Source organism: Aurantivibrio plasticivorans, from assembly GCF_055392955.1.
The window spans coordinates 1,267,978-1,290,879 of record NZ_AP036020.1 but is presented as its reverse complement, the minus strand read 5'-3'; the positions used below and the strand labels follow the sequence as shown (position 1 = coordinate 1,290,879).

Annotated in this window: 23 protein-coding genes; 3 read left to right on the top strand and 20 right to left on the bottom strand. The window is 48.0% G+C overall.

All coding sequences use genetic code 11. The annotated features are described in order from the left end of the window. Positions 1 to 48: 48 nt before the first annotated feature. The 18 genes from der to iscR form a co-directional block, all read right to left on the bottom strand. Positions 49 to 1,461 carry a ribosome biogenesis GTPase Der gene (der, locus tag ACZ5NB_RS05700; protein WP_460232027.1) on the bottom strand — a complete coding sequence of 471 codons (1,413 nt, stop codon included), beginning with the start codon at positions 1,459 to 1,461 and terminating at the stop codon, positions 49 to 51. A 116-nt stretch (positions 1,462 to 1,577) separates the two neighbouring features. Next, complete coding sequence (bamB, locus tag ACZ5NB_RS05695) at positions 1,578 to 2,717, bottom strand: outer membrane protein assembly factor BamB (protein WP_460232026.1); 1,140 nt, start codon at positions 2,715 to 2,717, stop codon at positions 1,578 to 1,580. Further along, positions 2,717 to 3,403, bottom strand: coding sequence for a YfgM family protein (locus ACZ5NB_RS05690; protein WP_460232025.1), 687 nt, complete (start codon positions 3,401 to 3,403; stop codon positions 2,717 to 2,719). Before ACZ5NB_RS05690 ends, bamB begins: the two co-directional genes overlap by 1 nt. Positions 3,404 to 3,412: 9 nt before the next feature. Next, entirely contained in the window at positions 3,413 to 4,681 is a 1,269-nt protein-coding gene (gene hisS / locus ACZ5NB_RS05685) for a histidine--tRNA ligase (protein WP_460232024.1), read from the bottom strand. A gap of 47 nt (positions 4,682 to 4,728) precedes the next feature. After that, positions 4,729 to 5,850, bottom strand: coding sequence for a flavodoxin-dependent (E)-4-hydroxy-3-methylbut-2-enyl-diphosphate synthase (ispG, locus tag ACZ5NB_RS05680; RefSeq protein ID WP_460232023.1), 1,122 nt, complete (start codon positions 5,848 to 5,850; stop codon positions 4,729 to 4,731). 28 nt (positions 5,851 to 5,878) lie between these two features. Continuing rightward, a complete protein-coding gene (locus tag ACZ5NB_RS05675; RefSeq protein WP_460232022.1) occupies positions 5,879 to 6,850 on the bottom strand; it encodes a RodZ domain-containing protein in 972 nt (323 codons plus the stop codon). Then, positions 6,850 to 7,626 carry a type IV pilus biogenesis/stability protein PilW gene (gene pilW, locus ACZ5NB_RS05670; protein ID WP_460232021.1) on the bottom strand — a complete coding sequence of 259 codons (777 nt, stop codon included), beginning with the start codon at positions 7,624 to 7,626 and terminating at the stop codon, positions 6,850 to 6,852. Before pilW ends, ACZ5NB_RS05675 begins: the two co-directional genes overlap by 1 nt. A 29-nt stretch (positions 7,627 to 7,655) precedes the next feature. Next, positions 7,656 to 8,837, bottom strand: a complete 1,182-nt coding sequence (gene rlmN, locus ACZ5NB_RS05665; protein ID WP_460232020.1) for a dual-specificity RNA methyltransferase RlmN — start codon at positions 8,835 to 8,837, stop codon at positions 7,656 to 7,658. Positions 8,838 to 8,869: 32 nt separating this feature from the next. Next, positions 8,870 to 9,295, bottom strand: coding sequence for a nucleoside-diphosphate kinase (gene ndk, locus ACZ5NB_RS05660; RefSeq protein ID WP_460232019.1), 426 nt, complete (start codon positions 9,293 to 9,295; stop codon positions 8,870 to 8,872). A gap of 270 nt (positions 9,296 to 9,565) precedes the next feature. Beyond that, positions 9,566 to 9,976, bottom strand: coding sequence for a SufE family protein (locus tag ACZ5NB_RS05655; RefSeq protein ID WP_460232018.1), 411 nt, complete (start codon positions 9,974 to 9,976; stop codon positions 9,566 to 9,568). Positions 9,977 to 10,030: 54 nt separating this feature from the next. Next, positions 10,031 to 10,564 (bottom strand): putative Fe-S cluster assembly protein SufT, encoded by a 534-nt coding sequence (gene sufT, locus ACZ5NB_RS05650; protein WP_460232017.1) that lies wholly within the window; start codon positions 10,562 to 10,564, stop codon positions 10,031 to 10,033. Between the two features lie 17 nt (positions 10,565 to 10,581). Further along, entirely contained in the window at positions 10,582 to 10,944 is a 363-nt protein-coding gene (locus ACZ5NB_RS05645) for a HesB/IscA family protein (RefSeq protein ID WP_460232016.1), read from the bottom strand. Positions 10,945 to 10,978: 34 nt separating this feature from the next. Beyond that, positions 10,979 to 12,196 (bottom strand): aminotransferase class V-fold PLP-dependent enzyme, encoded by a 1,218-nt coding sequence (locus tag ACZ5NB_RS05640; protein ID WP_460232015.1) that lies wholly within the window; start codon positions 12,194 to 12,196, stop codon positions 10,979 to 10,981. 9 nt (positions 12,197 to 12,205) lie between these two features. Then, positions 12,206 to 13,456, bottom strand: a complete 1,251-nt coding sequence (gene sufD, locus ACZ5NB_RS05635) for a Fe-S cluster assembly protein SufD (protein WP_460232014.1) — start codon at positions 13,454 to 13,456, stop codon at positions 12,206 to 12,208. After that, the gene (sufC, locus tag ACZ5NB_RS05630) at positions 13,456 to 14,229 is read right to left on the bottom strand and encodes a Fe-S cluster assembly ATPase SufC (RefSeq protein WP_460232091.1); all 774 of its coding nucleotides are present in this window, start codon (positions 14,227 to 14,229) and stop codon (positions 13,456 to 13,458) included. Before sufC ends, sufD begins: the two co-directional genes overlap by 1 nt. 30 nt (positions 14,230 to 14,259) lie before the next feature. Next, positions 14,260 to 15,696, bottom strand: coding sequence for a Fe-S cluster assembly protein SufB (sufB, locus tag ACZ5NB_RS05625; RefSeq protein WP_460232013.1), 1,437 nt, complete (start codon positions 15,694 to 15,696; stop codon positions 14,260 to 14,262). Between the two features lie 124 nt (positions 15,697 to 15,820). Next, on the bottom strand, positions 15,821 to 16,969 hold the full coding sequence (locus ACZ5NB_RS05620; protein ID WP_460232012.1) for an aminotransferase class V-fold PLP-dependent enzyme: 1,149 nt from the start codon (positions 16,967 to 16,969) through the stop codon (positions 15,821 to 15,823). A gap of 10 nt (positions 16,970 to 16,979) precedes the next feature. Continuing rightward, positions 16,980 to 17,435: a Fe-S cluster assembly transcriptional regulator IscR gene (iscR, locus tag ACZ5NB_RS05615; RefSeq protein WP_460232011.1), complete on the bottom strand. Its 456-nt coding sequence runs from the start codon at positions 17,433 to 17,435 to the stop codon at positions 16,980 to 16,982. A gap of 246 nt (positions 17,436 to 17,681) precedes the next feature. On the opposite strand from iscR, the gene ACZ5NB_RS05610 reads away from it, so the two are divergent. Then, entirely contained in the window at positions 17,682 to 18,320 is a 639-nt protein-coding gene (locus tag ACZ5NB_RS05610; protein WP_460232010.1) for a thioredoxin family protein, read from the top strand. Beyond that, positions 18,307 to 18,837, top strand: coding sequence for a TlpA disulfide reductase family protein (locus ACZ5NB_RS05605; protein WP_460232009.1), 531 nt, complete (start codon positions 18,307 to 18,309; stop codon positions 18,835 to 18,837). Before ACZ5NB_RS05610 ends, ACZ5NB_RS05605 begins: the two co-directional genes overlap by 14 nt. 2 nt (positions 18,838 to 18,839) lie before the next feature. On the opposite strand, the gene trmJ is transcribed toward ACZ5NB_RS05605, so the two are convergent. Beyond that, on the bottom strand, positions 18,840 to 19,637 hold the full coding sequence (gene trmJ / locus ACZ5NB_RS05600) for a tRNA (cytosine(32)/uridine(32)-2'-O)-methyltransferase TrmJ (RefSeq protein ID WP_460232008.1): 798 nt from the start codon (positions 19,635 to 19,637) through the stop codon (positions 18,840 to 18,842). Positions 19,638 to 19,962: 325 nt separating this feature from the next. Between trmJ and ACZ5NB_RS05595 the strand changes: the two genes are divergently transcribed. Next, positions 19,963 to 20,763, top strand: coding sequence for an inositol monophosphatase family protein (locus ACZ5NB_RS05595; protein WP_460232007.1), 801 nt, complete (start codon positions 19,963 to 19,965; stop codon positions 20,761 to 20,763). Between the two features lie 54 nt (positions 20,764 to 20,817). Here the strand turns inward: ACZ5NB_RS05595 and ACZ5NB_RS05590 are convergent, their stop codons facing one another. After that, positions 20,818 to 22,857 (bottom strand): PAS domain-containing hybrid sensor histidine kinase/response regulator, encoded by a 2,040-nt coding sequence (locus ACZ5NB_RS05590; protein ID WP_460232006.1) that lies wholly within the window; start codon positions 22,855 to 22,857, stop codon positions 20,818 to 20,820. Positions 22,858 to 22,902: the final 45 nt, after the last annotated feature.

The following is a 22,902-nucleotide window of genomic DNA, read 5'->3' as shown; positions in this document are numbered from 1 at the left end:
GAGCGTCTAAACGCTCTCTTTTCAAACTAACCTGTACTGCTAAGGGTTTTATTTCTTCTTGGCACGTTTGCTCGACTTCTTCACGTGCTGCATCAAACGTTTTTTCTTAGCCTGTTGACGGGCGGTTAACTGATTCTTTCTTCCCGCATAGGGGTTTTCCGACGACTTAAACTGTACTCGAATAGGTGTGCCGTGCAATTGTAACGCACGACGAAACGTTTTTTCTAGATAACGCACGTAGTGGTCTGGCACTTCCTCGGTCTGGTTACCGTGAATGACAATAATCGGTGGATTGTGACCACCGACGTGGGCGTAGCGTAGTTTGATACGGCGACCACGCACCATCGGTGGCTGATGGGAGGCTACAGCATCTTCAAGAATTTTCGTGAGCTGGTTGGTATTTAGCTGATGTGTTGCAGAACGATACGCATGCTTTATTGATTTATACAGATGCCCAACACCCGTACCGTGTAAAGCCGATATAAAGTGTATGTCAGCAAAATCAACAAATCTCAGGCGACGATCTAGTTCTCGACGAATATCATTTTTTTGATCTTCTTCTAAACCATCCCATTTATTAATTGCCACAACTAACGCGCGACCGGCATCAATAACACTACCCATCAAGTGCAGATCTTGTTCCACCAAGCCTTCGCTGGCATCAATCAACAAAATAACAACGTTAGCGTCTTCAATGGCTTGCAAGGTTTTGACAATTGAAAACTTCTCTACGGTCAGCTTTACATTTTTTCGCTTACGAATACCGGCCGTGTCAATAATCGTATACGGCTCACCGTGACGTTCATAATTGATGTAAACACTGTCGCGTGTGGTGCCAGGCATATCGTATACCACCACGCGATCTTCCCCCAACATGCGATTGACCAGCGTCGATTTACCAACATTCGGTCGACCGACTACGGCAATTTTGATTCCCGTTGGCTCATCAGTAACGTCTTCCTCCTCACTTTCCGGTAGCGAATCCACTACCTCTTGCAACATGGTTTTTACACCACGACCGTGTGTTGCAGTAATTGGGTAAACCTCACCCAACCCTAACTCATAGAACGGTGCCACCGCCAAGTCGTGATTAAGGCCATCCATTTTATTGGCAATGAGAAAGGTTTTCTTGCCTTGAACGCGGAGATGATTGGCAATAATTTCATCAGCAGCGGTCAATCCATCTCGGCAATCCACTAAAAACAAAACAATATCGGCTTCGTCGATTGCGGCTTTGGATTGGCCAGCCATCAGCTCATCAATCCCTTCCTCATCACCACTAATACCTCCGGTATCAATCGCGATAAAGCGGTGGCCGTGAGCTTCCACTTCGCCATACTTGCGATCGCGCGTTAAGCCGGCGTAATTTGCCACCAAGGCATCGCGTGTTTTGGTTAATCGATTAAACAGCGTTGATTTACCTACGTTAGGTCGGCCAACCAAAGCGATGACAGGAAGCATGTGAAGATCTCTATTTATCCAAACAGCTGTTTACTAACGTAACTATCTGGAAGATAAAACTAAGAATACTCACAGCCGCTGACGGCAGCTGCGAGCACAATGAAATGAAGATTAATTTACTCTAACGTTTCAATCGTCAACGCTAGCAATTTACCCGAGTTCGAAAGCACATAGAGCGTGTCCCCTCTAGCTACCAATGGCGAACGTACACCACTACCATTGATTTTTTTTCGTGCTACCAGTGAACCATTCTCACTATCAAGTACATGCAAGTACCCGTCGATCTCATCAGCAACAGCCACATAACCGGACCAAGCCATTGGGCCAGTCAGCTTGCGACGTAACAATTCAACGTTATTCCATGCCTGACTACCATTACCCATCTTGAATGCTTTGACACTACTTTGAGCATCGGTCGCATACACTACGCCAGCCGACGCAGACAGTGGCATGAAGGTGGATATTTCTTCCGCCCACAATGGCCGACCCGTACTTTTGCTCAACGCCATTAATTGACCTTGATAGCTCGCAACCATCAAGATTTCACCAACGACTAGCGGCGAGCCATCAATATCAACCAGTTTTTCAAAGTCACTACGACCTTTGGGAATCGCAACTCGTTGTTCCCATACAACAACACCATCTTCCGCTTGAATAGCAACAATTTTGCCGGTAGCGAATGCCGCATAAACAATACCATTCTCGATAACGGGTGCACTATGGCCACGCAAGGTCAACAATGGTGGCTTAACCTCATAGCTCCAGAGCTCTTTTCCATCATCGAAATCCAAACCAACCAAACGACCATCGAACGATTGCACCGCAACAAAACGGCCATCGGCAGCGGGCACGTTGAGCACTTCAGAAGACACCCTGGTACGCCATTTTTCAGATCCATTGGCTGCATCCAATGCGATGACATCCGCGTTGTATGTCCCCACTAGTAGCGTATTAGCAACCACCGTTATTGCGGCAGAGATTGGCTCGCGCGTTTTCACTTTCCAATTAACCGAACCTGTTTCGCGGTCAATGGAATATACGCGCCCTTCGACATCGGCCGCGAAAATTTCATTGCCACGGATAGCAGGAACGAACTGCGTATAACGAACATCCTGCCCATCACCGATTGTTCGTGACCACACTTTGTGGATTTCTGCACGCGGTTCAAAGTCCTCGAGCTTCATTGGCTCAAGCGACTCATCGGTTGAGGCACATCCCACCAGTAGCGCGGCAAGCGCAACCCAAAAATACTTCATTAGCCTTCTGCCTCAGTACTCGCCTTCGCAACAGCCGGTGCTGCCAAATCATCCATTTTCATTTGAATAAAGTTACGGCGTTGTGACATGCCTTCAGTGAGTCCGTCTAGCGCTGCCTGGTAGGAAGACGCCGCGTTGTCACTTTCACCTTGAGCGACATAAATATCACCTCGAAGCTCATCGAACAAAGGCGCATAGGTGTTCGCTTCAACGTTTAAGCTCGCCAATGCAGCATCGTATTCAGCTTGACCGTATTGCAGCTCGGCTAAACGCAATCGAGCAGTGAGACTTAATGCCTGATCCCCGCTGTTATCGATAGCCCATTGCAATTGCGCTTTTGCGTTCTCTACATCACCCTCGTTGACGTATATTTTTGCCAACATCAACGCCGCATTACTGGCGTAGGCGCTGTTGTAATCAGTTTTCAATTGTTCAGCAATATCAACAATCTTGAGGCGATTAGCTTCGGTCAACTCTTCACCCGGTGTAACCGCTGCGGCGGTTAGTAGGTCTTCAAACATCAATGATGCCGCTTCATTCGCACTTTGCTGCTGGCTCTGCCAGGTTTGCCAGCCAAAATAACCGATGACGGCTACACTCACGCCAATCACCAAGGACTTACCGTTTTCATTCCACCAGCGCTTAAACGCTTCAATTTGTTCTTCTTCTGTAATGTGATCCGCCACAATTCACTCCTATAGAGATTGTAATAATTTTAATAATTCTGATGTCGCCACTGTCTGTTGCGGTTTATCTTCTCTCAACCACTTAACCGTCACACTGCTATTGGCCTGTTCGGTTTCACCGATTAATAGCGCAACGGCTGCGCCACTCTTGTCAGCCTTTTTCATTTGGCTTTTGAACGAACCGCCACCGAAGTGGGTTTGTATACGTAAATCACCCAGCTGTTCTCGTAAATTCTCAGCCAGCAGCATTGCACCTTGCAAACATTCCAACTCGTAGGCGATAAAAACATCCACTTGTTGGTTAACACTATCTGGTACTAGATTTAATTCTTGCAGCAACAACACCAAACGCTCTTCACCCATAGCAAAACCGACGCCAGGGGTCGCTCGTCCACCCAGTTGTTGCACCAGACCGTCGTAGCGTCCGCCGGCACAGACAGCGCCTTGCGCGCCCAGGGCTTCAGTCACCCATTCAAATACTGTTTTACCGTAGTAGTCGAGACCACGTACTAAGCGTGAATTCACTTGGTAGTGAATACCGGCTGCGTCTAATAAGGCACGCAATTGTGCAAAGTGTTCCGCAGATTCTTCATCGAGATGATCGAGAAGGTCTGGTGCATCAGCTAACAACGCTTGTGTTTTTTTATCTTTGCTATCGAGTACGCGCAGAGGATTAGAATCGATGCGACGCTGGCTATCTTCATCGAGCTGATCGCGAATTCCGTTGAGGAATTCAACCAACTTCGCTTTATAAGCATTACGCGCTTCTAAGGTGCCTAAACTATTGAGCTGTAATGTCACCACATCGCTAAGGCCCAGCTCTTTCCATAAGCGCGCCGTCATCATAATAATTTCAGCATCAATATCCGGCCCTTGAAAACCAAAGATTTCAACACCCATTTGATGGAACTGGCGCTGCCGTCCTTTCTGCGGCTTTTCATAGCGAAACATGGGGCCGTGGTACCACACTTTTTGTGTTTGGTTGTGCAACAAGCCGTGTTGTTGGCACGCGCGCACGACGCACGCAGTTCCCTCGGGCCGTAAAGTAATGCTTTCATCGCTCAAGTCTTTAAAGGTGTACATTTCCTTTTCGACAATATCAGTCACCTCGCCGATGGAGCGCTTAAACAAGTCTGTGCTTTCAACCAGCGGCACCCGTATTTCACGGTAACCATAGCGCGCAAATAATCGCGACACAGTACTTTCTAGGTATTGCCAAACTGGCGTATCCGTCGGTAAACAATCATTCATACCACGGAGCGATTGAAACTTACTCAAAAGAATTCCTTATTACTCTAAAGCAAAGAGATCGAAACAAAGAGATCTCAACCATTGAGATCAGATGCGATGAGCTGATCAAGTTCAGCTTGCTTCGTTTTAGCCTTCTCGCGAATAGCCGATTCGAATTGATCCAACACATCACTGCTAGGAATGCGCTGTTTGGTATCCCCATCGACAAAAATCATGCTATTTGGTGTCCCGCCAGTGAGGCCAATATCCGCCACCTTGGCTTCCCCGGGACCATTAACGATACAGCCAATAACCGCCACATCCATTGGGGTGGTAATGTCTTCTAGGCGGTTCTCTAGCTCGTTCATGGTTTTGATGACATCAAAGTTCTGACGCGAGCAACTTGGGCAGGCAATAAAGTTAATACCTTTACTACGCAGTTTTAAACTCTTGAGCATATCCCACGCAACTTTGACCTCTTCCACAGGGTCAGCTGCAAGTGACACCCGAATAGTGTCACCAATACCATCCATCAACAACGCGCCTAAACCAATTGACGATTTAACAGTGCCATTACGCAGCCCACCAGCTTCAGTAATACCTAGGTGCAGCGGTTGCTCAATCAATTTAGCCAGCTCTCGATAGGCATCTACTGCCATAAAAATATCCGATGCTTTTACGCTGACTTTAAAATTATCAAAGTTATGCTTTGCCAAAATCTCGACATGGCGCAAAGCTGATTCGACGAGGGCTTGCGGGGTAGGCTCGCCATACTTGCGCTGTATGTCTTTTTCGAGAGAACCCGCATTGACGCCAATCCTAATTGGAATATTGTTGTCACGGGCCTTTTCAATTACGGCGCGAATTTTTTCTTCCTTGCCGATGTTGCCTGGGTTAATACGCAAACAATCGACACCCAACTCAGCAACGCGTAACGCAATGGTATGATCGAAATGAATGTCGGCGACCAACGGAATTGCAACGCGTTTTTTTATTTCACCAAATGCTTCCGCGGCGTCTAACGTCGGCACGGACACACGAACGATATCGGCACCTGCATCTTCGATGCGCTTGATTTGAGCCACCGTGGCTTCGACGTCTGTGGTCTCGGTGTTAGTCATACTCTGCACACTGATAGGGGCGTCACCACCTACCGGTACATTACCGACCATGATCTGCCGAGATTTCCGTCGTTTTATAGGGCAATGATTATGCATACTCAACTACAGCAATTCACACAATGAATTATTCGATAACAAACTTAATCGTATCTCGGCCTGGCAGCGGGTTTATGGCAAATGGCTCGCCAGCCACATCGAGACTCACAACACGTGCATTACCCAACATGATCTGGGTTGGCACAATAGATTCTAGGACAAGGTTCGAACCAGCCGTTTGAAGCTGCGCATGGAGCACTTCTCCGGTACCGTCTGTCACTTTTAACCAGCAGTCTTCCGAAAAAGAAAAACTCAGCTGCTTTCTCACCAAATCAAATGACCCGTCGCCGGTTGACACTGGCTCGGGGGTTGTTGTTTCTTCGCTAGCAGGCGTAGAAGTGGCAACATTGTTGGTAACAACCTGCGCACTAGGAGCGACATTTTCCATCGCCGACACTTCTGCTTCAGTAAGCGCTGACGGCACTGTACCCACTGGACTTAAAATTTCATTGGCAACCGAATTAGTATTTTCCGTAGCGCCCGCCATCTCGGAATCACTATCTGGCTGCTCACGTATCTCATCTGATGTTTCAGACTGTTTCACCGGAACAGGCAGCTGCTCCTCTGAATTGTCCGAAGAGAAGGTGAATACTCCGATCAAGATAATGAGTGCTGCACCAAATACCACAGCAGGCATCATGAGCTGGGGCTTAACACCGTTGGAGATGGATGAAGACGGTTCTGGCACTTCTTCTTCACTGCTTTCAATCTGCGGCTTGGTTAGCTGATTAAAGCGTGCAGCAATTTGGTTTTCATCTACAGCCAAAATCTTAGCGCATCGCTTAATATACCCTAAAGCAAACACATGAGATGCTAGCTTATCGTATTCATCAGCTTCTATCGCGCGCAGCTTATCCACGGTTAAATTCAATTCGGCAGCAATCGATTCAAGAGAGCGTCCTGATTGTTCTCGCGCCTGCCTGAGCATATTTCCCGGAGTATTTTCTGGCAGCGCGCTGTCGGTTGACGTTGTCACGATTGTGTCATTTTCGTCAGACATTACTGGATAGCACCTTCAGTTGTTCGCTTATACTCAAGATACTCTTTCGAGTAAGGGTGAAGACTCTTCAACTGCAACGCATAGCTCGCTTCTTTATCACGGTTACCAAACGTGCGCTCAATCCGAATACCTAGCCATAAGGTGCGCGGAGAGTGGCGAGTAACCTTGCCATACTGGTCAATCAATTTTTTTGCTTCACTATAGTTGCGGTTTTTATAGGTAATATCAGCCAACTCTACAAGCGCGATAGGCAATTTAGAATTGAGACTCAAGGCGTGACGAAATGCCGCTTCAGCCCGCTCTTCATTCCCCATGGCTGCGGCTGTTCGCCCCAAGTTTGTTAGGGCGTAAGGTCTCTGTGCGTAACTTAGATCTTTACTGGCTTCTTCAAACTGCTCGTAGGCCTCATCGTAACGGTCGTGCTCATAGAGAAAGCTGCCATAGTTGTTTCGAGCACGTGAGTTGTCAGAATCATAACGGATCGCTTTTTTGAAGTAGTCTTCAGCGACTTCTTTCTCACCTTCCAATTGATAAAGTAAAGCCATGCCTTCATTGGCGGGACTGGAACGCTTATCTAATTCCAATGCTTTTTGTAAACTACGCCGAGCAGAATCCCGGTTACCCACGCGAATATAATTTAAACCAAGGTCAACGTAGGACTGAATCGCTTTCTTTTCATCAACCTCTAATGTGCCACCATCCTCCATCACTGTGACACAGGCAGCCAAGTGAAGCGTCGTTAAAGCAATTATTATTTTTACGAACAGATTACGCATTGATCATTTACTCCAATGGTCTCTCGCTATTAACGTACAGGTGGTCGCCCTACTTCGCGATCCGATGAAATAATATTTTTATCCAATGGCATTTGCTGTCGATAACGTTCACTTCGGCGTGTTTTATCGTTTACTTCGCCAGCGAGCTGACCACATGCAGCGTCAATATCATCACCGCGCGTCGTTCGAATCGTGGTGGTATATCCCGCTTTGATCAAAATATCTTGAAACTGCTTCAATGCTTTTGGCTTCACCCGTTTGTAATCGGATAGAGCGAATGGATTGAACGGGATCAAATTAATTTTTACTGGAATATTCTTCAGCAGATGCACCAATTCGCGAGCATGATGCGGGCGATCATTAACCTGATCAATCAAGGTGTATTCAATTGTAATTTTGCGTCGGTTATCAGGAAGCGCCTCAATGTAACGCTTTGCCGAATCCAACAACATGGCTATGGGGTATTTTTTGTTGATGGGTACCAGCTGATTTCGTAACTCATCATTCGGAGCGTGTAAGGAAATCGCCAGGCAAGCATCCGTTAAACCAATCAGCTTATCCAACTGAGGAACAACGCCCGATGTACTGAGTGTCACGCGACGTTTGGAAATACCATAGCAAAAGTCTGACATCATGATGTGCATTGCTGCCACCACATTGTCGAAATTCAATAGCGGCTCGCCCATTCCCATCAGCACCACATTGGTGACTCGACGGCGGCGCTCGCCTTCAAATTGGCCCAGCGATTTCGCGGCCAACCACACTTGGGCAATAATTTCCGATGCTGTCAGATCTCTCTGGAAGCCTTGCTTGCCGGTCGCGCAAAAACTGCAATCTAAAGAGCAACCCACTTGCGAAGACACACATAAGGTCCCACGGTCGCCTTCAGGAATAAATACCGTCTCTACGGAACTACCGCCCGAGACTTTCATTAAAAACTTTCGAGTACCGTCGCTGGAATCCCATTCGCGAATGACTTCAGGAAAACTTATATCAGCAACGTCTACTAACTTTTCACGCAGAGGTTTACTGATGTTGGTCATCTCTGCAAAATCGGTAACACCCAGCTGATGAATCCACTTCATCAGCTGCGACGCACGAAACGGCTTCTCACCCAAAGACCGAAAAAAGTCCTCGAGCTGCGGCTGTGACATCCCGAGGATATTCACCTTACCTTCCACCGGTTGATTGATTTCTACTGCTTGCGTCATGGTGTTACTCAATGTTGTTTAGCTCACGCTAATTAACGAGGGCAGATTTCTTCAGCGTTGAAGAAGTAAGCCACTTCACGCTCTGCAGAAGCAGAGCTATCTGAACCGTGTACCGCATTGGCGTCGATTGAAGAAGCGAAATCCGCTCGGATAGTGCCGGCCGCCGCTTCTTGTGGGTTAGTAGCACCCATCAAGTCACGGTTTTTAGCAATCGCGCCTTCACCTTCCAACACTTGAACGGTAACAGGGCCAGAAGTCATGAAAGCAACCAAATCTTTAAAAAATGGGCGCTCTTTGTGCTCAGCGTAAAAGCCTTCAGCTTGTTCTTGAGACAAATGAAGCATTTTTGCAGCAACGATTTGTAGGCCAGCGTCTTCGAAACGGCTGTAAATTTTGCCAATTACATTCTTTGCAACTGCATCTGGCTTCACGATAGATAGGGTGCGTTCAATCGCCATTGAGGGTCTCCACGATAGGGTCAAGTTGGTGGCCTGCATACCATTTTGCAAACCATTGATAATTAAGGTTTTTTCTCCGCCACCGAGCAAAATATCGCACTTTGAGCTGACGCCCGCGCAGACGCTCATTTGGCTAGTCAAAAACCCGCCAATTTTATAGAGTTGGCCCCGCTACAGCAACCGCTGCAACCAGGACTGAGGGAGATATAAGGTATTGATTTTACAAATAGATGTCAGGCTGAGAGCAGAGTTCCTCAGGCCTAGTCGAGACTATAGAGCGGCATTTGCTATCGATTGAATTCTAGCCACCATCGCTCGCAACCCATTACCTCGAGTCGGACTGAGATGACGCTCCAGGTCCAGCGACCCAAAATAGCCGTCAATATCAAATGCCAGAATGTCGCGAGGCGATTTGTCTTGATACGCGGCCATCACCAACGCCAGTAAACCACGCACGATAACCGCATCGCTATCAACCAGAAAACTTAAGCGATCACCATCCCCGATCACTTCAATCCATACATTACTTTGGCAACCTTTAACCAATCGCTCTGGTGTATGCAGATCTTCAGGCATTGGCGTGAGCGCCTTACCTAGATCGATGATGTATTTGTAGCGCTCTTCCCAGTCATCAAAGAATTCGAGATCTTCAAGAATGGTTTCTGTGGACGGTATAGACATAGCAAAAATTCGCTTGAGGGGGACAATGGAGGCGCGAGATTACAGAAAGATGAACTAAAAATACAACCCTGCTTCAAGTTGAGCCTCTTCGCTCATCATATCGCGGGTCCAGGGCGGGTCAAACACCAGCTCTACTTTCACACCCCCTACGTTCGGCACCTTCTGCACGCGGTATTGCACATCTGACACCAGCACAGGCCCCATACCACAAGTGGGAGCCGTTAGCGTCATTTCAACAGTAACTCGTTTTTCTACTTGGTCTATTAAGACCTTATAGACCAAACCAAGACTGACAATACTGATCGGGATCTCGGGGTCAAAAATAGTATCCAATGCCTGCCAAACTTGATCTTCTTGAATCAATTCGCCGCCGTGATCAGCAAATTCAAGCTGCTCAGGCTGTTGGCCTATAGCATCACCATCAGTACCATCAATACGCAACATATTGCCTTGCCAAGTGACGGTGTAATTACCTCCCAACGCTTGCTTTATCGAGAGAAACTCACCAGCCGGAATAGCTACAGGCTCGCCAGACGGAACGCGCCGCGCAGGGCATTCTCGCTGAGTTACCACCATAGATTGCTGCATCTAGCCAACCCCTACAACTAATTAACGCTAAAGCTTTCGCCGCAACCGCACTCGGCTACGACATTGGGGTTATTAAATTTCACAACGCGGTTTACACCTTCGGTGACAAGATCTATTTCTGTGCCCCGCAGCATATCAATGGCATCACCTGCAACCGCCAACGTAATCGTATCACTGGATTCAATGAGGACATCGTTCTCCTCTGCCTCAGAAACCATATCGAGAACATACGCATAGCCCGTACAGCCGCTTTCTTCGGTACTCAAACGCAAAAGCTTCTTATCGTCACCCCCGGCCGCTAATTTCTTTTCAAAATGCGTCAACGCGGACTCTGTGATATGAATCGCGGGAGCGGCAGGGTCAAAAGTTGTAACTGTCATTCAATATCCTTTCAGTCATTAAAGGAAACTATATTCATTCAAGCATCGCACTGACTTTTTTTAGCGCGACGAAAAACTGCTCGACTTCGTCAAGCGTGTTATAAATCGAAAACGAAGCCCGCGCAGTACCGGGAACACCCAATCGCTGCATCAACGGTTCAGCACAGTGATGCCCGGTGCGAATTGCTATTCCCTGGCGATCAAGAAGAAAACCGATATCCGCAGGGTGCCCAGCGGCCATGACAAAACTCAAAACGCCAACCTTTTCTTTGGCTTCACCGACTACTCGTAAACCAGAGAAGTCCGTCGCTAGCTCAGAGGCCCTCGCTAACAATGCCTCTTCGTGTTGCTGAACATCGGACAATGGTAGCGTTTGAAACCACTCAATCGCGCGAGCCATCGCTATGGCACCTGCGATATTAGGCGTCCCGGCTTCAAAGCGATAAGGTAAGACATTCCAAGTGGAAGATTGATAGGTCACTGTTTCAATCATCTCACCGCCCACTTGCCACACTGGCCAATCTTTTAAGACGTCTTCGCGGCCCCACAATGCACCAATACCCGTCGGGCCAAATAATTTGTGCCCCGAAAACGCATAAAAGTCACAATTGATGGACTGAACATCTACAGCAAAATGCGCAATTCCTTGCGCCCCATCCACTAAAACCATTGCACCAACATCTTTCGCTTCACGGCACAAATCGGCGATGGGGTTTACTGTACCCAACGCATTGGACACATGAGGAAATGCAACGAGGCGCGTTTTAGTGGACAGCAGCGAACGATAAGCTTCCCGGTCCAGCTCACCACTGTCTGAAATCGGAGCTACTTTAAGCTCTGCCCCACTGCGCAATGCAGCCTGTTGCCACGTCACCAAATTAGCATGATGCTCCATTTCCGTGACCACAATTTCATCCCCGGGTTTGAGGATTTGCGCTGCGCCATTGGCAACAATATTGATTGCTTCAGTGGTGCCCTTTGTCCAAATAATCTCGCGGCTTGACTTAGCATTCATAAACCGCGCAACAACTTCGCGCGCTTGTTCAAACATTTGTGTTGCTTCATCAGCCAACCGGTGCGCGCCGCGATGCACGTTGCTGTTGTGGTGTGTGTAATAGTCAACAATTGAGTCAATAACAGACAGCGGTTTTTGCGTAGTCGCGGCATTGTCAAAATAAATAAGCGGCTTGCCATCGATAGCGCGGTTGAGAATAGGGAATTCTTTGCGCAGCGCTTGAACATCAAAACTCACTGCCACCCCCTATTTATTCAACTCGTCAGAGACCATGTCCACAAACAGTTCACGTAATTGGGGCTGCAACCACTCGGCCAATTCACCATGCGGCATTTGCTCTACCAATTCGTTGATGAAACCAAAGTTCAGCATAATCTTCGCCTGCTGAACACTAACTCCTCGCGACTGCATGTAATACAACGCTTTTTTATCCAACTCAGCAACCGTTGCGCCATGCGCGCAGCGCACATCGTCGGCGTAGATTTCTAATTCCGGCTTGGTGTCTACTTCGGCGGTATTAGACAGCAATAGATTACGGTTATTTAGCTCAGCTAAGGTTTTTTGCGCATCGCGATGTATGTGGATGCGACCGTTAAAGACCGCTCGACTTTTATCGGCAACAATACCGCGCACGTTTTCTTCCGTCGTACAATTTGGTACGGCGTGCTCGATAGTACTATGCAAATCAAACAACTCTGAACCTTGCAGCAGGTAAATAACATTGAGCTTCGCATTGGCGTGTTCGCCTCGGTGATCGACATCAACATTAACGCGGGATAAATCACTACCGAGACCAACAATAGTCGACTGCAGGTTTGCGCCAGTGCCGAGCCTAAAATGACTACCCGCTAACGCAATCGCTCGAGCGCGCTGCAAACCAAAACGGTAGTGCACCAACTCCGCTCGGGCATCTAAGGCATACTCTGCAACCGTTGTGTGCAGACTTAATGCATCCCCAGAAAACTGTTCAATAATCGTGGCTTTGGCACCCTCACCAATGCGCACTAAAACACGCGCATGATGCTCTTGCTGCTGACTCAACGCTCGAATAAGTCGAATCGGCTGTTCAATTACCGCACCAGGCGCGATATCAATGACCACCCCTTCGGTCGCCAATACATCATTGACTAAACCAAAGATATGCCGCACGGGCTTGATGGAGCCAAAAAGCTCGCTCGCCCAAGCTTCACACGAATCATTGATCGGTGAAATAGTGACACCATGAGGCAGATCGTTGATAGCTGATGGATTTTGTAAAGACACATCGATGCATTCCAAGCCCGCGATGGACGTCGGCAGTTCCGAAGGAATCTCGACTTCCTGCAATTGTCCTGTGGCTGCTTCTATGGCTTTTACCGACGTATATTTCCAATCTTCAACTTTGCGGCTAGGCCACTGACGTTCACGCAACAACTGAAGCGACTGCTGTCGGCGTGGTGACAGCCAGTCCTGTATTGATTCAGCGCGATCGATCGCACTTTCTAACCATGCACTCACTACGAAGACTCCTTAGCTTCAAGCTGTGCTTGTTCTTCTTTCCGTTCTGCCAGCCAAGCATAACCCTGCTCCTCAAGCTCGAGGGCTAAGCTAGCATCACCACTACGGGCAATTTTTCCATCTGCTAACACATGCACATAGTCAGGTTTAATGAAATCTAACAAACGCTGGTAATGCGTTACAACAATAAACGCGCGGTCCTCAGAGCGCTGACTATTTACGCCATCGGCAACGACTTTTAGGGCATCAATATCCAGCCCTGAATCCGTCTCATCAAGGACACAAATTTTGGGTTGCAGCAAAAGCATTTGCATAATTTCATTACGCTTTTTCTCACCGCCGGAAAAGCCCTCATTCACGCCACGCTTCAAAAAACTCAACGGCAAATTAACTTGTGCACAGGCAGCTTTGGCCATTTTCAAAAAATCAGGTGAGCTAATTGCCTCTTCGCCACGCGAAAGTCGCTGAGCATCTACTGCCGCTTTCATAAATTCCATGTTGCTCACACCGGGAATTTCCACCGGGTATTGAAACGCTAGAAACAACCCCTCGCGGGCACGCTCTTCGGTCTCTAGATCTAGCAAATCTTTACCGTCTAAGGTAACTGCCCCGCCATTTACTTCATAGCCTTCACGACCAGAAAGCACGTAACCCAAGGTACTTTTACCTGCGCCGTTGGGCCCCATAATGGCATGAACTTCGCCGGGTTTTATCTCAAGATTAATCCCTTTGAGAATCTGTTTGTCTTCTACTTTCGCTTGTAAATTCTTAATCGATAACATGATATTTCCTGTCGCTAGCCGCTAGCCAACTGAACCTTCTAAACTGATTTCCAATAATTTGCCGGCCTCAACCGCAAATTCCATTGGCAACTCTTTAAAGACCTCTTTACAGAAGCCATTCACAATCATCGAGACCGCTTTTTCTGTATCAATTCCACGCTGTTGGCATAAAAACAATTGGTCATCACTAACCTTGGATGTAGTCGCTTCGTGCTCCACGATGGCCGATGCGTTGCGACTCTCGACATACGGGAAAGTATGCGCACCGCACTGATCACCGATTAAAAGTGAATCACATTGTGTATAGTTGCGCGCACCTTCAGCACTTGGCGCCATTCGCACCAAGCCTCTGTAGGCATTATTGCTGTGCCCAGCGGATATTCCTTTAGAAATAATTGTGGATCGCGTATTTTTACCGAGATGAATCATCTTCGTGCCGGTATCCGCTTGTTGTGCTGCGCGGGTCAAAGCGACCGAATAAAATTCCCCTACACTATTCTCACCTCGCAAAATACAACTTGGGTATTTCCAGGTAATCGCTGAACCCGTTTCTACTTGTGTCCAAGAAATTTTTGCATTGGCATGACATTCACCTCGTTTGGTGACAAAGTTGTAGATCCCACCGCGACCTTGCTCATCACCCGGATACCAGTTTTGTACCGTAGAATATTTAATCTCGGCTCCATCCAACGCGACCAGCTCAACGACAGCAGCATGCAATTGATTTTCATCTCGCTGTGGCGCTGTACAGCCTTCCAAATAACTGACGTAACTGCCTTCGTCTGCGACAATTAATGTGCGTTCGAATTGCCCTGTGTTTTGCTCATTAATGCGAAAATAGGTGGATAATTCCATTGGGCAACGGGTGCCTTTAGGGATATAAACAAATGAACCATCCGTAAAGACTGCGCTATTCAGCGCCGCAAAATAGTTATCACGTTGCGGCACCACACTGCCCAGATATTTTTTTACCAGCTCCGGATACTCTTGAAGTGCCTCAGAAATTGAGCAAAAAATCACACCCGCTTCGGCAAGTTTTTCACGAAAAGTGGTGACAACTGATACAGAGTCAAAAACCGCATCAACAGCAACGCCGGCAAGCATTTGTTGCTCAACCAACGGAATACCGAGCTTTTCATAGGTAGCCAATAATTCAGGATCGACCTCGTCTAACGACTTAGGACGATCTTTCATACTCTTCGGTGCGGAGTGATAAGAGATACTTTGGTAATCAACTGGCGTGTACTTAACATGCGCCCACGTTGGCTCTTCCATTTCCTGCCAAATGCGAAACGCCTTTAGTCGCCACTCCAACATCCACTCAGGCTCACCCTTAAGTGCGGAAATGCGACGAACGACATCCTCATCTAAGCCCGGCTCAAAGGTTTCAGATTCAATATCAGAAACGAAACCGGCTTCATATTCTTTCTTGAGCGCTTCATTAATTTGCTCAGTCATAACATTCTTAACTCAATTGGTTTGGCAACTCGAAAATGAGTCACGTTCAGAACCTGCTGGCCGCGGAGTGTATTACAGCGTGACTGCAACAGTACGACGACACAGACAGACTACTTGCAGCTGGCTAAGACGCCTCCTGCAACTGCAATACGGTTTGTCGTATGTGCTGAATGGTTTGATCAATATCCTCGGCCGTCGTATACCGGCCCAGTGAGATCCGAATCGAGCTCAACGCCGACTCGTCTTGCACCCCCATGGCCTTGAGTACGTAAGACGGTGCCATGCTTGCAGACGTACATGCTGAGCCACTAGAGACGGCCAATTGGCGTAAAGAGAGCATTAAGTTCTCGCCTTCAATACCCCCAAAACACACGTTAAGGTGCGCAGGGCCAACCTCAACCTGACTGCCATTTCGAGTAATTGATGGCAAATCTTCAATACCGTGCCACAACCTATCTCTTAGAAGGGACAAACGCTGCGCCTCTGACTGCCAATGCTCACACAACATCGCGGCCTTTCCCATGCCGACTAATTGGTGAGTCGCTAGGGTACCCGAACGCATGCCACGCTCGTGCCCCCCGCCATGCATTTGCGGAGCGACATCGCGCTGAATTGCCCTCTTAACGTAGAGAGCTCCGACCCCTTTTGGACCGTAAAACTTATGCGCCGACAAACTCAGCAAATCAACACCAAGCACACCGACATCAAGCAACTGCTTACCCGCCGCCTGCGCCGCATCGACATGTAACAATACCGAGCGTTGTGCGCAAATAGTGGCAATGTCACGAATGGGATTAACGCTTCCCACTTCGTTGTTTACATACATTAGGCTGACGAGCTTGGTTTCCGGCGTCATTGCTGCTGCGACTTTATCCGCAGCAATAATGCCGTCGCTATCCGGCATCAAGTAGGTCACAGCAACGCCGCGCCCCTCTAACCACTTAGCGGTGTCCAAAATAGCCTTGTGCTCAATCGCTGAGGTAACAAGGTGCCCACTAAAGTCGAGCTTTTCAAAGATTCCTTTCAGGGCAAGGTTATTTGCCTCAGTCGCCCCACTAGTCCAAACAATTTCTCGAGGATCACAATTCAGTAAACCCGCCACTTCAGCTCGGGCGATCTCAACACGCTCCTCCGCCTGCCAACCATAAACATGAGAGCGGCTGGCGGGGTTCGCAAAAATACCATCCCGGGTGAGGCATTCGACCATAGCATCGGCAACGCGCGGATCAACCGGTGTGGTGGCGGCATAATCAAGATAAATAGGCTTACTCATAGCGCGGGCATTATATAAGCTCTAAGCTCGCCTCACCATGCTGTCTTTCATTCACGGCCTGAACTTCGCTGCGCTCAACCAGTGACGCCAAACTAATGCCACTGAGAAACCCGTGAATCTGTTCACTGAGTTCGCACCACAAGTGGTGCGTGAGGCAGACTTGCCCTTTACTGCAGTCGCCGCGCCCACCACAATTTGTCGCATCAATGGATTCGTTGACCGCATCAATAATCTGAGCAACAAAAATAGTGCTGCCGTCCCGACTCAGGCGATAACCACCGCCGGGGCCACGGACGCTACTCACTAGCTCATTTTTTCGCAGCTTGGAAAACAACTGTTCGAGATAAGACAGCGATATCTCTTGCCGTTTGGATATGTCCGCTAGACTGACCGGCCCTTTCTCTGCGTTCAGCGCCAAATCCAACATTGCGGTGACCGCATAACGGCCTTTGGTGGTTAATCGCATAACCTTTCCCTCTGCATAACATCGTGTATGCCGCCCATTATGCAATAACCAACTAAATTGGTAAACTATTAAACCAAGTATTTTTGTCGGTTATTATTCCAAGCAGACGAAACAGATTCGTTAATATTTGTTTAAGCTAACTGATTGATATTCAGAGGTTTTGTACAATCACGGTATAAATCCAATAATCTGGGAGTCCGACAAGTACGGTCATTCCACACAGGTATAGAAGATAGGCATAGATCGATGAAACGCTTTCTCCAACTGATTCTCTTGAGCAGCCTATCATTCGCCGTAGCAGTTTCCGCTGGGCAGTTTAATAAAGTCATCAATATTGGCGATCCATTACCTGAATTTTCTTCCCTTCCCGATACGGCTGGCAACTTCTTTTCTTCAAGCGACTTCAAAGGCAAAGTATTAGTCATCGTCAGCCTTTCGAACATGTGCCCTTTTTCAAAAGGGATAGAATCGGACCTCAAACAGCTGGTCTCCGACTATAGTGACAAGCCCGTCAACTTTGTAGGGATAAACTTCAACGCTAATCGAGGTGACGACCTGAATAGCATGAAGACCAGAGCAAAAGCGGAGCGTTTCAACTTCACCTATTTACGCGATGAAGATCAGCACCTAGGTAGACAGCTGGGCACAAGTGTCACACCAGAGTTTTTCGTCTTCGGACCAGACCGGACCTTGGCATACACGGGCCTGCTCCATAATTCTCCAGCAATGGAGCGCTCTCCTGGCAACGTTGTCCATCTAAAAGGCCCGCCTGCGGTATTTTACGTTAGAGACTCCATCAACGCGTTACTCTCAGGCCAGCCTGCACCACTCACCGAAACACAACCCTATGGCTGCAGCGTGGAGTACCGCCGTGAAGCTAAGTAAGCTGCCAATTCTCGCGCTATGGATTAGCCTGATAGCGCTAGTCGCCGCCTGCGGTAATGACACCAACACCGACTCAACAACCGAAATATCGATTAAGCCTACGAATTTTAAACAGTGGGAAAAGCAGGTCCGTCGTTACCAACCGAATATTGTGGTGGTGGATCTGTGGGCGATGTGGTGTACATCCTGTATCAAACGCTTCCCTCACATGGTCGCCATGAGCGAATCCTATCGTGATAAAGGCGTGCGATTTATTTCCATGAATTTAGATGACCACAACGATAGCCAAGCTCTTAGGCAGGCCAATACGTTTGTCAAAGAGATGAACGCTCGCTTTGATCACTTTCATATGGACGAAAACTTAATTGATGCGTTTGAATACTTCCGTCTTATTGGCATTCCCGCCGTGCTCGTGTTCGATGGCGATGGAAATGAACGTTTTCGACTGACTGGCGACAACCCCAATGCACAATTCACCGAGGTGGATATAGAGCGTGCAGTACTAGACTTGCTGTAAGGCTAATCTTCTGCCTCGTCACTTGCCGACTCTTGAAGCGATTGAATTTTATTTTCTGTGTGGAAAATGTAGTTCTGAGTTGCCGTCAACATACCGCGCAGAATACTAAGTTCCATTTCATCTAGTCGGGTTCGATTGTACAGACGACGTAAACGAGTCATGGTCTGCCGGGGATTATCAGGCTCTAAAAAACCAAGCTTTTCTAGCGTCTCTTGCAGATGACTAAAGTAATACTCCAAATCTTTATTTTTGGCGGGGGGCATATCCCAGTCGTCATAATGCGGCGCCTCGCCGTTGAGGGCGGTCAAAAATGAAATACGAATTTCATAACAAATCACCTGTACCGCCGCGGCAATATTTAATGCACTGTACTCAGGATTTGTCGGAATATGCACGTGGTAATTGCACTGGTGTAGCTCTTCATTGGTAAGGCCTCGGTCTTCGCGACCAAATACAATCGCCACTGGGTGTGTTGCTGACTCGGCCCAGCTGCGATCACCGCACTCTCTAGCGGTCATTAACGGCCAAGGGATGCGACGCTCGCGCGCGCTCGTTCCAACCACAAGACCACAATCGGCTACGGCTTCCTCAAGGGTTTCTACAACCTCTACTTTGTCCAGGACATCCAGCGCATTGGCTGCACGCCATACAGCCTTCGGAGACGGAAACTCTTTTGGAGACACCACAACCAAACGTGACAGCCCCATATTTTTCATCGCGCGAGCAGCCGCACCGATATTGCCGGGATGCGATGTTTCCACCATAACTATTTTGATGTTCTCGAAACTCGACTCGCTCATAAATAACTCTTGTTAATTGCTGGTCCGCAAATGGTTCTGCGCGGGCACAGAAAAAGACCGATGAAAAAGGGCGCAAAGTTTAGCAAATTCAGCGACTGCTAAGAAACCTTGAATCCTTCAAAAGTCCAAAGGTTTTGAACATTGGGGCACCTGATGTATCTTGAGGACAATGACCGCCTCAAATAGCGAGCATATGCCTTGTGCTGGGGAGACGATGTCGCCTTGGAGTTCATCATCGCTTCCTATATACTTCGCGCCGGCACAGTCGCTGCCTCCGCTCTTTTACTTCTCTGGCCTCATCCCCATTAAATAGGTGAATACAACTATGGAACCGATGTTAACCGTCGCCCTAAACGCTGCCCGCAAAGCAGCCGTCCTTATCGAACGTGCTAGTGAACGCCTGGATGTGGTCACCGTAGAGAATAAATCGAAGAACGATTTTGTCACCGAGGTCGATCGAGCCGCGGAAAAAGAAATACTTTACCACCTAAAAAAAGCCTACCCGCAGCACAATTTTCTAGCTGAAGAATCTGGTGATCACCAAGGCTCAGAAAATGACTACCAATGGATCATCGACCCCCTCGACGGCACCACAAACTTTATTCACGGTATACCGCAATACGCAGTGTCCATCGCCTGCGTTCACAAAGGCCGTATAGAGCACGCTGTCATTGTCGACCCCATTAAGCGCGAAGAATATACCGCAAGCCGCGGCAAAGGTGCCCAACTAAATGGCCGACGTATTCGCGTATCTGCCCCTCCAAACCTTGATGCCACATTAATAGGGACTGGCATTCCATTTAGTGGTTTTGCGTTAGAAAACATGGACGCCTACTTAAAGGCGATGGCCGAAATTGCCGGGCAAACAGCAGGTATCCGCCGAGCGGGCGCCGCGGCCCTTGACCTTGCCTATGTTGCGGCAGGACGCCTAGACGGTTTTTTTGAAATGAACTTAAAACCTTGGGATATTGCGGCCGGAGTACTATTAGTCAAGGAAGCAGGTGGAATGGTGTCGGATTTTAAAGGTGCCGACAACCATATGAAAACCGGCCATGTTGTTGCCGCACCGCCAAAAGTATTTAAGCAGTTACTCCCTATTACGCAAAAACACTTGGGTTACCTCTAGGTTATCGGCAGCTCCAGCAATCTGCCCAATAAAGTCTCAACAAACGAGCAGCTATTAGTCGACTTCGACCTGAAGCTGCTCGCTCTCATTGAGGATCAAGTTGAGCGTATCGATTAGCTCTCTGAACACAAGAGGTTTAGTCAGATAAGATCGGAAGCCCGCTTTTAACCCGCGATCAATATCATGGGCCATCGCATTTGCCGAAAGTGCAATCACGGGGATCCCAATCGTTGAAGGGTCTTGTTGAAGGACCTTAAGCGCCTCATAGCCATCAAGCCCAGGCAAGTTGATATCAAGAATAATGATATCTGGCTGTTCCGTTCGCGCCATAAACAAACCACTAAACGCTTCGTTTGCTGTGAGCAATTCGATTTGCTCAAAACGATCCAACAACTGTTCCATCAAACGTAAATTGGACGCGTTGTCCTCAATATACAGCACACGTTTATTAATCTGGCTGCTGAATTCAATATCGCCTTGCGGTTCCACTGTTTGACTAGCCGATTTCGATTTGTCAGCCGTCCACTCTTCCGAGCGCACCAGGGTCACGCCAAAACAAGTCCCCTCTCCGAGGCGGCTACAAAAATCCAACTCGCCCCCCATCATTTCGACAAGTTGTTTAGTAATGACTAGCCCGACACCCGATCCCTCGGTGGTACTATCTTCCGCCCCTAAACGATTAAACGGTTCAAATACTGCTTCTTTTTGCGAATCAGGAATACCATACCCGGTATCTTGAACTTGGATAATAAGTGTGTGATCGTCATTGGCTAAAAATGATATATCTACTGAGCCTTGATCACGATTGTATTTGATACCGTTACTAATAAGGTTGAGTAATACTTGTTTCAACCGCACCGCATCTGCATGGATGTAGATAGTTTCTAGCCCTGCTGTATTCACATTGAGCTCAATTCCGCGTTCATCAGCCTGAGGCTGCATTAACACAACACACTCTTCAACCACTCGAATGGGTAAGACAGGTTCAAGTGATAACGTTATATTCCCAGACTCAATTTTAGCAAGATCCAATACATCATTGATCAGCTGCAACAAATGCTGACCTGCCTTGCGAATCTCACGAATATTTTCCCGCTGCCCATGGGTTATGTTTTGCTCGAAGTCGAACAGCTGTGAAAAGCCCAAGATAGCATTCAGCGGGGTGCGTAGCTCGTGACTCATACTGGATAAAAATTCTGACTTAGCCTGGTTCGCTCGCTCGGCAGCCTCTTTAGCTTTTAACATCCCGGCCTCGGCATTTTTCAGCGCTGTGATATCCATATTGGTGCCGGAAAAGGCCAGCATATTCCCTTCGTCGTCAAAGGTTGCTTGTCCTCTAGCGCGAATCCAATATTGCTTGCCGCCCCCTCCCATAACTCGATACTCGACATCAAAGGGCTCTTCGTTTCGGGCGTGCTTTTTCAACGCATCACGAAACATATTGATATCTTCAGGGTGAATCTGATTTTGGAAGCTCTTAAAGTAGTCGACCCCTTTGTGCATATCGCCTTCATTGACAGGCAAACCGATCTGTTCAAAGCAGCGTTTAGAGAAAAAGAAATTATTATCTTCCGACGACCACTCCCAAATACCATCGTTTGAAGAGTTAATTATTCGCCACTGCCTAGCTTCACTTCGCCGAGCCAGGTCTTCCGCATTCTTAAGGCGGGTCACATCAAAGTTAATACCAGATAGAAAAACTACCCGCCCGCGTTCATCCCGGACAGAATCTGCCAGACATTGCGTCCATAGATAGCTTCCATCCTTTGCTTTTACCCGCCACGTGCCATCAATTTTTGCTTTGGTTTTCATGTGACGAACGACGCCCGCTTTTGCTTCCTCCAGATCGTCCGGGTGGATCAATTCACTAATTTGATCGGCGTGTGTAATATTGGGGGCGTCGTCTTCACCATAGCCGAGCAGATCCCAAAACTCTCCGCTCCAATCGAAATCATTGTTACGTAAATCCCACTCCCAAAAGCCGTAACCACTACTGGAATTAAAAATTCGTAAGTGGCGCGCTACCATCGCCTTTAACTCGTCGATACCCAATGAATCGAGTTCTTCGTCGGACATCCAAATTCGTTTAGCCATTGTGTTTATTTTCCGGTCATTCAATATTGCGCTAGTCGCGAGGAC